General features: G+C 43.8%; 10 protein-coding genes. 8 read left to right on the top strand and 2 right to left on the bottom strand.

Annotation, left to right across the window (positions count from 1 at the left end):
* The first annotated feature begins 172 nt into the window (after nucleotides 1-172).
* Genes OS173_RS10475 through OS173_RS10465 form a run of 3 tightly spaced genes read left to right on the top strand, consistent with a single transcriptional unit; the run spans nucleotide 173 to nucleotide 3,906 of the window.
* On the top strand, nucleotides 173-1,207 hold the full coding sequence (locus OS173_RS10475) for a Fe(3+) ABC transporter substrate-binding protein (RefSeq protein WP_267184237.1): 1,035 nt from the start codon (nucleotides 173-175) through the stop codon (nucleotides 1,205-1,207).
* Between the two features lie 21 nt (nucleotides 1,208-1,228).
* The gene (locus OS173_RS10470) at nucleotides 1,229-2,851 is read left to right on the top strand and encodes an ABC transporter permease (protein ID WP_267184236.1); all 1,623 of its coding nucleotides are present in this window, start codon (nucleotides 1,229-1,231) and stop codon (nucleotides 2,849-2,851) included.
* A gap of 5 nt (nucleotides 2,852-2,856) precedes the next feature.
* Entirely contained in the window at nucleotides 2,857-3,906 is a 1,050-nt protein-coding gene (locus tag OS173_RS10465) for an ABC transporter ATP-binding protein (RefSeq protein ID WP_267184235.1), read from the top strand.
* Between the two features lie 88 nt (nucleotides 3,907-3,994).
* Here OS173_RS10465 and OS173_RS10460 read toward each other — a convergent pair whose 3' ends face one another.
* Complete coding sequence (locus OS173_RS10460) at nucleotides 3,995-6,259, bottom strand: TonB-dependent receptor family protein (protein WP_267184234.1); 2,265 nt, start codon at nucleotides 6,257-6,259, stop codon at nucleotides 3,995-3,997.
* A gap of 155 nt (nucleotides 6,260-6,414) precedes the next feature.
* Here OS173_RS10460 and OS173_RS10455 point away from each other — a divergent pair, with 155 nt between their 5' ends.
* A complete protein-coding gene (locus OS173_RS10455) occupies nucleotides 6,415-8,322 on the top strand; it encodes a DUF885 domain-containing protein (protein WP_267184233.1) in 1,908 nt (635 codons plus the stop codon).
* Nucleotides 8,323-8,372: 50 nt separating this feature from the next.
* Here OS173_RS10455 and yidD read toward each other — a convergent pair whose 3' ends face one another.
* On the bottom strand, nucleotides 8,373-8,639 hold the full coding sequence (gene yidD, locus OS173_RS10450) for a membrane protein insertion efficiency factor YidD (protein WP_267184232.1): 267 nt from the start codon (nucleotides 8,637-8,639) through the stop codon (nucleotides 8,373-8,375).
* A 147-nt stretch (nucleotides 8,640-8,786) separates the two neighbouring features.
* Between yidD and dksA the strand changes: the two genes are divergently transcribed.
* The 4 genes from dksA to OS173_RS10430 all read left to right on the top strand — a co-directional run bounded on the left by dksA (nucleotide 8,787) and on the right by OS173_RS10430 (nucleotide 12,212).
* Nucleotides 8,787-9,245, top strand: coding sequence for an RNA polymerase-binding protein DksA (dksA, locus tag OS173_RS10445; RefSeq protein WP_267184231.1), 459 nt, complete (start codon nucleotides 8,787-8,789; stop codon nucleotides 9,243-9,245).
* Nucleotides 9,246-9,248: 3 nt separating this feature from the next.
* Nucleotides 9,249-10,344 (top strand): peptide chain release factor 2 gene (prfB, locus tag OS173_RS10440; protein WP_267184230.1). Its coding sequence is split into 2 segments (ribosomal slippage): nucleotides 9,249-9,320 and nucleotides 9,322-10,344, totalling 1,095 coding nucleotides; the frame shifts between segments, so codons are not numbered across the junction.
* A gap of 16 nt (nucleotides 10,345-10,360) precedes the next feature.
* Entirely contained in the window at nucleotides 10,361-11,842 is a 1,482-nt protein-coding gene (lysS, locus tag OS173_RS10435) for a lysine--tRNA ligase (RefSeq protein WP_267184229.1), read from the top strand.
* 22 nt (nucleotides 11,843-11,864) lie between these two features.
* Complete coding sequence (locus tag OS173_RS10430; protein ID WP_267184228.1) at nucleotides 11,865-12,212, top strand: PilZ domain-containing protein; 348 nt, start codon at nucleotides 11,865-11,867, stop codon at nucleotides 12,210-12,212.

Below are 12,212 nucleotides of genomic sequence, written 5' to 3'. Positions count from 1 at the left end.
ATTTAATCGAGTGATTTCGTATATGTTTTGATGATTAATGTATGGGGCTGTTATATCTATTATCGGGTAAAAAGCAGTAAAATACCGTTAGTTAGTGTTAAATTATACTCAATTCGTTGCAAACAATAATCATTATCACTAAAATAGCGCATTCTTTTTAATGGTCCATATTATGCATAAATCTCGCTTAGTTTCTCTGCTATTGCTTAGTCTGGTATTGTCGCTTTTGTTGTCCGGTTGTGAGCAACAAAACAGCCATGAAGTGAATGTCTATTCAGCGCGAAAAGAGGCCTTAATTAAACCGGCCTTGGATCGTTTTCAGACTGAAACAGGTATTAAAGTTAATTTAGTTACCGGTAATGCCGATGCCCTAATTGAGCGTTTAAAAGCGGAGGGTGTGGCTTCACCTGCTGATGTCTTGATTACGGTAGATGCCGGGCGTTTACATCGGGCCAAGTCATTACAATTGACTCAGGCAGTTGACAGTGAACAGTTGCAGACTTTAATTCCTGCTGCCTACCGAGACCCTGAAGGACATTGGTTCGGTTTGTCATTGCGAGCCCGACCTATCATGTATGCCAAGGATCGGGTTAATCCGGCTGATTTATCAACCTATGCGGATTTGGCAGATGAGACGTGGCGAGGGCGGGTGTGTATCCGATCTTCCAGTAATATTTATAACCAATCCTTAGTGGCCTCAATGGTGGCTTCTGATGGTGTGGATGCGGTTGAGCAGTGGGCAGCTGGATTGGTTAAGAATTTTGCTCGAAAACCGGTGGGTGGTGATCGAGATCAAATTAAAGCATTGGCGGCCGGTGTTTGTGATGTGGCCGTGGCAAACACCTATTACCTCTTTGGGATGTTGTCCTCCGAAAATGACGCAGAAGTAAAAGCCGCGGAACAAGTTCAGGTATTTTGGCCAAATCAACAAGGCCGAGGCACTCACGTCAATATTTCCGGTATTGCTTTGACCCAATCTGCGAAAAATCCGGATAATGCAGTTCAGCTGATGGAGTTTCTACTGAATGAAGAGTCTCAAAGTTGGTATGCCAATGTCAATGGTGAATACCCCATCAGGGACAACACTGTGGTTCATCCCACCTTGGCCGGTTGGGGACAATTTAAGAAAGATGCCATTAATTTGGCTGAACTGGGAAAATTAGGACCAGAAGCCGTCAAAATTATGGATCGTGTTGAATGGCCCTAGGAACAATAAATCAGCACCGACATGGGGGTTGTTAAATCTAATCCAACGCATGTCGTTGTGTGGCTGATTGCCGCTTTATTCTGTTTACCGTTTTTGGCATTATTGCTGCAACTGCTGACACCGGAGGCTGATCTTTGGCGGCATTTGGTGACCACGGTTTTGCGCAGCTATTTGTTGCATTCAGTGTTGATGGTTATCGGCGTTGGTTTGGGTGCTTTACTGCTGGGTGTTAGTTGTGCTTGGTTGGTGGCAGTGCATGATTTTCCCGGACGTCGTCATTTTACCTGGTTGTTAATATTACCCATGGCTATGCCGGCTTATATTGTGGCTTATGCATACACTTGGTTTTTGGATGTTTCCGGTCCTTTACAAATCGCTTTGAGAGGTGTGACGGGCTGGTCTTACGGTGACTATTTATTTCCCAATATCCGCTCATTGGGTGGTGCCATCATGGTGCTGACGGTGGTTTTATATCCCTACGTATACTTAATGAGCCGCGCGGCTTTTAATCAACAATCCAAGCAATTGCTGGAAGCTCATCAGTTATCAGGCGGCAGTACCTGGTCTTATTTTTCACAAATTGCTTTACCTTTGGCACGGCCTGCTGTGTTTGGTGGTGTGGCGTTGGTTTTGATGGAAACCTTAGCTGATTACGGCACTGTTGATTATTTTGGCGTTAATACCTTAACCACGGGTATTTTAAAAGCGTGGTTCGGTATGGGTTCATTGGGTGGTGCAGCACAAATTGCCGGTATTTTGCTGTTATTTGTGGTTGTTATCATGGTATTGGAAAAGAACCTGCGTGGATCCGCACGCTATGATGTGGTTCACGGCGGTCAAGTCAACACGCGTCCGATTCAGTTATCGGGAATTGCCAAGTGGATGGCCTCCTTTTGGTGTGGTTTAGTGGTGCTGTTAGGTTTTATTCTGCCGGTCTTGTTATTGATTTTTATGGTTAGTCAGTCAAACTTCAGCCAATGGTTGGGTGAGTTTATTGAACTAACTGCTAATGGTATTTTGTTAGCCGCTGCAACCGCCATTTTGATTGTCTTGGTGGCAGTCACTTTAATGTATATAAAAAGAAATGCTAAAAAAGCTGGCATTAAACGTCTGATAACGGCATTGGGACTCGGTTACGCGGTACCTGGGCTCGTGATTGCGGTGGGAGTTACCATTGCGTTTGGCTGGTTAGATGTCGGTTTCCGCTGGCTTTCGTCCGGCTGGTCAAACAGCGTACCTGTGTTAATTTTTAGCGGCGGCTTCATGGCTTTGATGGTTGCTTATTTAATTCGTTTTCTGGCGGTTGGCATGCAACCCATTGATGCCGCTTATCAAGGTATTAAACCTCATCTTGATGAAGCCAGCTTATTAACAGGTAAAAGCAATCTCGTTACTTTTAAACAAATCCATTTGCCGCTGTTAAAAAGCGGACTTTTGACGGCACTGTTGCTGGTGTTTGTGGATTTACTGAAAGAATTACCCGCCACCTTGGTGTTGCGGCCATTTAATTTTAATACCTTGGCCGTGAAAGCCTATGAACTGGCATCGGATGAACGCCTGGCAGATGCTGCCTTACCGGCACTTTGTATTGTAGTGGTCGGATTGTTGCCGGTGTTGTGGTTAAATAAACGCATCAATAATTAATAGTTATGATTAATCAAACACTAAAACTGCAATCCATTGCCTTTTCTTACGATTATCGACAGGTTGTGAGTGATGTGTCGTTAACCGTTAATCAAGGTGAGATTGCGTGTTTGCTGGGACCCAGCGGCTGCGGCAAAAGCACCTTATTGCGTCTTATTGCCGGTTTTGAACAGCCTGATTCAGGATGTATAGAAATTAACAACCATTGTGTGGCCAGTGCTCAGCAGATGACGCCGCCCCAGCAGCGTAATGTGGGCATGCTGTTTCAGGATCTGGCCTTGTTTCCGCACCTAAGCGTGGCTAAAAACATTTCTTTCGGTTTACAGAACCAAAGCCAGCAACAACAAAATCAACGTGTGGATGATGTCTTGGAATTATGTCGTTTGAGTGAATTTAAACACCGCTATCCGCATCAACTATCCGGTGGCCAACGACAGCGGGTGGCCTTGGCTCGGGCGATGGCGCCTAAACCGCAATTAATTTTATTGGATGAGCCTTTTTCAAGCGTTGAAACCGGTTTGCAAAGTGAACTGGTGCATGAAGTGAAACAAATGTTGCGTGCTGATCATTCAACGGCGTTGTGGGTAACTCACAGTTTAGAGGAGGCTTTTGCTGTGGCTGATCAGATGGGTGTGATGTTATCCGGTCAATTATTGCAATGGGACACCCCGACAAATCTGTATCAAAAGCCCGCACATCCCGATGTGGTGCGCTTTTTAAATCACGCCAATTTAGTCAGCGGCCGCATCTCCGCAGATGGTCGCTTAAACACCGCCATTGGATCTTTCGATTTATCCAACAAAAATAAGTTTGCACCTCAGCAACAAGTACAAGTGGCAGTGAATAAAAACCAATTGTTCATCAACCCAAAGCAAACCAGCAACGCAGTGGTGTCTGCCTGTGTTTACCAAGGTGGTTTTTACCTGATTACAGCCTTACTTGAGGATGGCAATCGCATTAAATTTCGCAATGAGTTTGCCATCAAATCACAACAGTCAATATGCATTGAACCATTCAACAATAATCAATACAACGGCTTTTTGATTACAGAGTAATCAATTCTCGTCCGTTGAGATTATGTTTGCGCCATCACGATGAATAAACAGCCATGATAAACATGGCTGTTTATTATCAAAATTCAGATTAAAAGTCCATTTGCATGCCCACCACTGCGGTGCGACCGCGATAGGGTCTTGCACCATAGGGTAAGCGGCCTAAAATGGCGTCTTCTTCATTCAGATTTTCAATTTTGGCGAACACAGACAGCCTATTGGTGGCTTGAAAACGTGTTGATAGATCGACAAAAAAAGCACTGTCAGTGGACTCAAATTCGCCACAAGAGGCCTGAGTGCAAGTTTCATCTATGTAGTTACCTGATAGATAGAATGCCCATTTGTTATTGACTAAGCCGATTTCAGCATAAAGTTGATTCTCAGGGATTTGGGGTAACGGGTCGCCTTTACTGACATCGCCGAAGAAGTCAGTATCCGCAATGTCACTGTCAAAGGTGCCATCAATGTAAGTGTAACTGGCTAATACCGGTACCGACCATCCTGAGGCTAAGTCCCACTGGTGGTTGATATTTGCTTCTAAGCCGGTAATGCTGGCAGCATCGCCATTAAAAGCATCGCCAATTTCACAGTTTGAGCCACTGGACACGGTACAGACACCCAAGAGGTTATCGTAATTGCTGTGGAAACCAATCATTTCCGCGCGAAACAAACCCTTATTGAAACGTAAACCGGCTTCATAATTAATGGCTTTTTCTTCTCTGACACCCGGTGCGTTGGTCGGCGCCGTAAAGCCCTTGTGAATACCGGCAACCAGAGAGAATCCGTTACCAAATTTGTACAAAGCACCAACGCCTGGTAACAGCACTTCAGTACTATTTTCGCGAATGTCACGAATACTGTCTGCGGTTCTGGAAGCTGGATTATCTGTGCGGTCACTGCGGGTTTCATAGCGAATACGTTTTTGATCGATGTTTTCGTAACGCAGTCCCGGTGTAAACACCCATTGACCGATTTCAATGCGGTCATATATGTGTAAAGCCAAGGCTTCGGCTTGTTGGATACGATTACCCGCATTGCCCAATAAACCCAGATCACTTAACAACAACTGGCCGTCAGTTTGACTGTAGGTTGAATTTCTCTGTAAACGGTCTTCTTCATCTTCGTGCCAGCGTAAACCAAACTCAAATTGATGGTTGGCATCACCAATGGTGGTACCCCAGTCCAAATTAAGTTGGATGCCGCGTGAGTGGTATTCGCGGTTGTTGGCACGAATTTGGATGGCGCCATCAGCGGTATCTGCACCATCCAAAATAGCCTGCAAGTCGGCTGCCGTTAAACCGTTGATATCAGTGCCACGGTTTACTGCGTTGATAATTGAACCCCAGCCGGTGCCACTGAAATCTTGGGCATTGGCACTGCCATTTGCGTCAAAACCTTGGGTTTTGAACCAGTTTCTGGCATGTTCATTGTTATAAGCAGTGGCACGTAAAGCCAGATTTTCATTAAACTCAAGAGAATAACGGGCAATCACTTGCTCGTGATCTGTTTTAATGTTATCTAATTCAGTCAATCCGTAACGTCGATAAGGGTTTGCCTTAAAATCATCATCGGTTAAACCCAAGTAAGATTGATTGGATGATTCATCGGCTGATTGGAGTTTTAAATCAAATTGTTGGTAAATGCCACCGGCTTGGGGTGAGTTATTAAAACGCAGTTTAACCATATAATCGTCTTTATCCAAACCGGTATCGGTATCACTGCGATCAATGGTTTGAAAACCGTCAGATTGCCAATTATGCGTCTCAACCAAATAACCAAAGTTTTCAAAAGAATCTCCATAATGGCCATGTAAACGCCATGTGGCGTCTTCGCCGTACTCAAAGCTTAAGCGTCCAGCGGTATCATTGGGGATGGGTGTCGAAATCATGTTTATGGCACCACCAATGGTGTAAGGGCCTTGGGTAATGGCTGCCGGGCCTTTGAGTATTTCAATACCATTCATACGGCCGGTGGTAGGAAAGTAATAAGCTGAGGGTGCGGAGTAGGGTGCTGGTGAGATTAAGACATTGTCTTCTAATAAAGTAATTCGACCACTGCGTTCGGTGACAACGCCACGAATACTGATGTTGGGTCTTAAGCCGTAACCGTCTTCTACTTGAATGGATACGCCGGGTACTTGTCGTAATACTTTCTGGATGTCGGTGTTTTTGAATTTTTCAAAATCAGTCTCATCCAGAACATGTGCCGAACCGGTCACTTCCTGGGCGTCTTCTGATGAACCGATGATAACCACCGGATCCAGTTTGATGCTTTGACTCGCGGTTGTTACGTCTTCTGCAGCTGCTGATCCTGCGACCAAAGCCAACAATACTGACATGTAATGTCTTTGATTCATGGTATTTAATTTATAAATTTTAAGAGGTTGCGAATTATAGTGATAATGAGAACGATTAACAATAATAAAATAATCTTGTTGTTATAAATTAATAAATGATAGATTAACAAACGGTGATGGACTATTATCTATGGCTTTAAGAATCAGGAATAACCATGCGTCTGCTAATTACTTTAATGTGTGTTTTAGGTTTAACAGCTTGTCAAGGTGAGTCAACGACAGATAATTCCAGTCCAAGCGGGGTTGCGCCTGAGCAGGCACATTCAAAAGCCGTCGAAAGTGAGCAACAAGCTCAAAAACCAGATCAGTTATTATTACGATATTACCGGCAAAGCGTACAAAATCTGTTAACAGCCAGATCCACTTATGCCACGGTATTGGGGGTTGATGAAAGCGTGGCCGGTGATGGTTTTCAGTCTAAATTAGGTGATTACAGTCCGGATGCTGACAAGCAACTTCGACAAGGGTTCAGGGCACTGAATAAACAGATTGAAACACAGGAAACCAACACAGGGCAGGCGGCGGAGAATAAAGCGGTGATGATGCATCTTAATCGATATTATGGCGGGGCTGATGATTTTTCGATTGGTTATATTGATCCTTGGATGGGTTTGTCGCCGTTTATAGTGAATCAAATCAATGGGCCGTTAATTGATGTGCCCAATCAAATTGTTACCAATCAGCCGCTTCAATCCGAAGCGGATGTGTTGGCTTATATTGCGCGTTTGGAAGCGTTTGACGGTTTTGTACAGTCGCTGGTGGCGAAACTCGATGCCGATGTCAGTCAGGACTGGATACCGCCGAAAGTGATTGTTGAAAAAGCCATTAAGGCGTTGCAAAGTTTTGTGGCACCCGTGGTCAAGGAACATCCGCTGTATCTGCGTTTAAGCACAGAATTACCGAACATAAATGATGTATCGGCTGAACGTCGTGATGATCTCTTGGCGCAAGCCGAGCAGGCCATTGAACAAAATGTTTATGGCTCGTATGGCCTGATGATTCATTTACAGCAACAATTAGTTATGAAAGCCCGACCGGAGGCCGGAATCTGGGCACAGCCCAATGGTGCCGCCTATTATCGGGAGGCGGTTAAAAACCTGGGAGATACGGATTTAACACCAGATGAAATTCATCAATTGGGATTAGATGAGGTTGCACGTATTAATTCGGAATTGGATGTATTGCTTCAATCTCTAGACTATGACGAAGGCACGGTGGCAGAGCGTCTAATGGCTGTCAATCAGGATCCTGCTTATTTATATGAAGACAGTGATGCCGGTCGATTGAATGTGATTGCTGATTTGAATCGCTATATTGATGAATTTACCCCGAAATTAGCGGCGATGTTTAATTCAACACCGCCTTATGGCATTGAGGTTAGGCCCTTCTCTAAAGCGCGTGAGGCCTCTGCGCCCGGCGGTATGTATTCATCGCCCAGTATTGACGGCAGTCAGCCGGGGATTTATTGGATTAATTTGCGGGACATTACAGCTGTGCCGACTTTTGAGATGAAAACCCTAACCTATCACGAAGCCAATCCCGGGCACCATTGGCAGATTGCCACCAACTTGGCACAAGATGATTTACCGTTATTGCGACGAATCGCTTCTTTTAATGCCTACAGTGAAGGCTGGGCTTTATATGCAGAGTTGTTGGCCAAGGAAATGGGTCAATATGAAGATGATCCGATGAGTGATGTGGGCCGCTTAAAAGCAGAATTATTCCGTGCCGTACGCTTGGTGGTGGATACCGGATTACACCATAAAAAGTGGAGTCGGGAGCAAGCCATCGATTACATGAAAACCGTGGGCGCGGTGGTTGAATCGGATGCTGTGGCTGAAGTGGAACGCTATATGGTGTGGCCGGGACAAGCCTTGGGCTATAAACTTGGCATGATTGAGATATTAAAACTGCGAGAATATGCACAAAAACAACTTGGTGATGATTTCTCTATGAAAGATTTTCACGATTGGATTCTCACCGGTGGTGCGGTGCCGATGGGCCTTTTGAAAAAACGTGTAAATCAGGCCATAAATGAACAAATGGCTGACAAATCGGAATGATAAATGCACATTAGACAGAGACAAGGCATGCCTTGTCTCTACAATGGGTATTAATTGGCGCCTTGTTCGTTTTTAGGTGGTTCTGTTTGTTTTGTTGATTTTGATTCCGGTACTGGATCAACCCCGCCTTCCGTTAGTGGATGACATCGACCGAGGCGTTTAAAGCCGAGCCACATGCCACGAAAAATACCAAATCTCTGTACCGCAATAATCATGTATTCTGAACAGCTGGGATAAAACCGGCAGCGGTTGCCAAGAAACGGGCTAATAAGCAACTGGTAGCCTTTCAAAAGTTGAATGAATAGTGATCTTATCATTAAAAACAGTTGTTCTTTTGGTCAGATTCAGGTATAAAGTTCGGCTTAATTTGTACACGTGATGGATTGTATCCAGCATTGAAAATTAACCATGAATCCATATTTTAGCATGTGCACCAAATTCGGTGGCATATAAAGGAGACAATTATGGCTGAAAGAAGTATTAACGACTTACCTGAAGGTTATACCCCTAAGTTAGAATTACCAGAAGGCTATGTGCCCACTGAAAAAGAAGAATACATGTGTGATAAGCACATTGAATATTTTCGTCGCAGAATCGAACAATGGAAAGAAGAATTGCTGAATGAGTCTAATGAGACCATTGCCAATTTACGTTCTGAAGCCAGAGATATCAGTGATGAAGCTGAAAGGGCCTCCAGAGAAACTGAGAATACCTTTGAATTAAGAACCCGAGATCGGTACCGTAAATTACTGAAAAAAGTCAATAAGGCATTGGACCGGATTCAATCCGGTGATTATGGCTACTGTGAAGAGACTGATGAAGAAATTGGTTTACCACGTCTCATTGCCAGACCCATTGCTACGTTGTGTATTGATGCCCAAGAGCGTTGGGAACTCAAACAAAAAATAACCCGCGAAGGATAATTTATGGAAACTGCCCCGCAAGAGGCTCAAATTGATGACTTCAGACAACGTGTCGATGCGTTGAGGAGGTATCTTTGACTATGATGGTAAGAAAGAACGTTTAGAAGAAGTTGATTTAGAATTAGAGAACCCTGATGTCTGGAATAATCAGGAAAAAGCCGAAAGTCTGTCCAAGGAACGGGCTCTTTTAGACCATGTGGTTTCCACTTTGGATGATTTGCAACTTGCCTTAACTGATACCGAGGAATTCTTGGGTTTGGTGGATGAGGAAGAAGACGCTGATAGTTTCCAGGAAGTGGTGAAAATGCTGGCAGACATTCAACAAAAAGTGGAACGCATGGAATTCCAAAAAATGTTCTCAGGCAAAATGGATGCCAATAATGCCTTTGTGGATATTCAATCCGGCTCCGGAGGTACCGAAGCACAGGATTGGGCCAATATGGTATTGCGTATGTATTTGCGCTGGTTTGAATCTCGTGGCTGGAAAGCCGAATTAATGGAAGTCTCCGCCGGTGATGTGGCAGGTATTAAATCTGCCACCATTAGAGTTGAAGGTGATTATGCTTATGGCTGGTTACGCAGCGAAACCGGGGTTCACCGGCTGGTGCGAAAATCTCCTTTTGATTCTAATAATAAACGTCATACAAGTTTTGTGGCGGTTTTTGTTTCACCTGAAGTGGATGATGACTTTGAAGTGGATATAAACCCCGCTGATTTACGCATTGATGTTTATCGTTCATCCGGTGCCGGTGGTCAGCACGTTAATAAAACTGAATCGGCTGTGCGTATTACTCATTTACCAACCAACACCGTGGTACAGTGTCAAAATGGTCGATCACAACACCAAAATAAAGCCGCTGCCATGAAACAATTAAAATCACGGTTGTACGAATTGGAAATGCAAAAACGAAACGAACAGTCACAATCCGTGGAAGACGACAAATCTGATATTGGTTGGGGTAGTCAAATTCGATCCTATGTACTGGATCAATCACGTATTAAAGACCTCCGTACCGGCGTAGAAAACACCAACACCCAAGCCGTTCTTGATGGTGATTTGGATAAGTTTATTGAAGCCAGTTTAAAACAAGGGGTTTAACCGAGACACGATAATCATGAGTGAAGAAAATAAATTAATTACCGAACGACGTCAAAAGCTTCAACACATTCGTGAGCAGCAAGAAGTGGCTTTTCCGAATCAGTTTAGACGTAGCCATGTGGCAGCGAAGTTACACACTTTGTATGATCAATACGATAAAGACACATTGGCTGAAAAAGATGTGCCTGTTAAGGTCATTGGTCGTATGATGAGTCAACGTTTGTTCGGTAAAGGTGGTTTTGCGGTGTTGCGTGATGTCTCCGGAGATATTCAGTTGTTTGTGCAACTGAGTAGTGTCGGTGAAGACACATTTGAGGCATTCAAAGGGTGGGATGTTGGTGACATCATTGCCGGAGAAGGCGTCCTCTTTAAAACCAAAACCAACGAATTAAGCGTCAAAGTACATTCCTTACATTTGGTGACAAAATCACTGCGCCCCTTGCCGGAAAAATTTCACGGATTATCTGATCAGGAAACCCGCTATAGACGCCGGTATGTGGATTTAATCATGAACGCTGATTCGGCACAGGTATTTAAAACCCGTTCTAAATTAATATCAGAACTGCGTCGATTTATGGAAAAACATGACTTTTTGGAAGTGGAAACACCCATGATGCATGTTATACCGGGTGGTGCAGCGGCAAAACCATTTACCACGCATCATAATGCGCTTGATCTGGAGCTCTATCTACGGGTGGCACCAGAGTTATTTTTGAAGCGTTTGGTGGTGGGTGGTTTTGAGAAAGTTTTTGAGATTAATCGAAATTTTAGAAACGAGGGTGTCTCAACAAAACATAACCCTGAATTCACCATGATGGAGTTTTATTGGGCGTATAGTGACTACCTTGACCTCATGGATTTAACCGAAATCCTGTTCAAGCATTTAGCAGAAACTGTACTTGGTAAGACAGTGGTTCCCTATCAAGGTATAGAGTTGGATTTTTCAAAGCCGTTTGCTCGAGAAACCATGACGGATTTAGTGGTCAAATATAGCCCCGATTTAACACAGGAAAAGTGTAATAATTTGTCACAATTACAAAATTACTTCGAACAACAGGGTATTGGTTACGATAAAAACGCCTCAAAAGGGCATTTGATTGCAGAATTGTTCGATATTTATGTGGAAGATAAACTTATTCAGCCCACTTTTGTGACACAATATCCAATAGAGATATCGCCCTTATCGCGTCGTTCCGATGATAATCCGGAATTTACTGACCGATTTGAGTTGTTTATTAGTGGTCATGAAATAGCCAATGGTTTTTCTGAATTAAATGATCCGGAAGACCAAGCAGAACGGTTCCACCAACAGGTGGCCAATCTGGAAGCCGGTGATGATGAAGCCATGCATTATGATAAAGATTATGTTCGGGCTTTAGAGTATGGCATGCCGCCAACGGCCGGAGAAGGCATCGGCATTGACCGTTTAGTGATGTTGTTCACAGATTCGGCTTCTATACGTGATGTATTGTTATTTCCCTATATGAAGCCAGAGTGATAGAATTTTTTAGAGGTTAGTTATGGACAATCGCCAAGATGTTAGGTACGCCAGAAAGAAGATGGATGCATCTTGTTTATTGCTTTTTAACGGTCATTCTTATGTAACCCGCGTTATCAATATTTCAGCCACTGGAATTTTGGTGGAGCTGATAGAAGATAAATCGGTAAGAGATATCAGCTTAGAGTCCATTTGTATCTTAGAAATTGTGGTCAATGAAACGCTCAACATCCATGTGTCCTCAAAAGTAACCCGTATTGATAACAATCAACTGGGGCTACATTTCATCGCCATTCCTGAAGACAAACAGGTGGCCCTATGGCAATTGTTGGGCGACTATGTCCATGAAGTTGAGCCAATAGACTACTGA

It is taken from the genome of Marinicella gelatinilytica (genome assembly GCF_026410405.1).
In the GTDB taxonomy this organism is placed as follows: Bacteria; Pseudomonadota; Gammaproteobacteria; order Xanthomonadales; family Marinicellaceae; genus Marinicella; species Marinicella gelatinilytica.
The sequence above is the reverse complement of the archived record's forward strand: the minus strand, read 5'-3'. Positions and strand labels throughout refer to the sequence as shown.

What these genes read in the sequence shown, in the direction of transcription:
- OS173_RS10475 (WP_267184237.1), top strand. Translation starts at nt 173, where the DNA reads ATGCATAAATCTCGCTTAGTTTCTCTGCTATTGCTTAGTCTGGTATTG.
- OS173_RS10470 (WP_267184236.1), top strand. Translation starts at nt 1,229, where the DNA reads ATGGGGGTTGTTAAATCTAATCCAACGCATGTCGTTGTGTGGCTGATT.
- OS173_RS10465 (WP_267184235.1), top strand. Translation starts at nt 2,857, where the DNA reads ATGATTAATCAAACACTAAAACTGCAATCCATTGCCTTTTCTTACGAT.
- OS173_RS10460 (WP_267184234.1), bottom strand. Translation starts at nt 6,259, where the DNA reads ATGAATCAAAGACATTACATGTCAGTATTGTTGGCTTTGGTCGCAGGA.
- OS173_RS10455 (WP_267184233.1), top strand. Translation starts at nt 6,415, where the DNA reads ATGCGTCTGCTAATTACTTTAATGTGTGTTTTAGGTTTAACAGCTTGT.
- yidD (WP_267184232.1), bottom strand. Translation starts at nt 8,639, where the DNA reads ATGATAAGATCACTATTCATTCAACTTTTGAAAGGCTACCAGTTGCTT.
- dksA (WP_267184231.1), top strand. Translation starts at nt 8,787, where the DNA reads ATGGCTGAAAGAAGTATTAACGACTTACCTGAAGGTTATACCCCTAAG.
- lysS (WP_267184229.1), top strand. Translation starts at nt 10,361, where the DNA reads ATGAGTGAAGAAAATAAATTAATTACCGAACGACGTCAAAAGCTTCAA.
- OS173_RS10430 (WP_267184228.1), top strand. Translation starts at nt 11,865, where the DNA reads ATGGACAATCGCCAAGATGTTAGGTACGCCAGAAAGAAGATGGATGCA.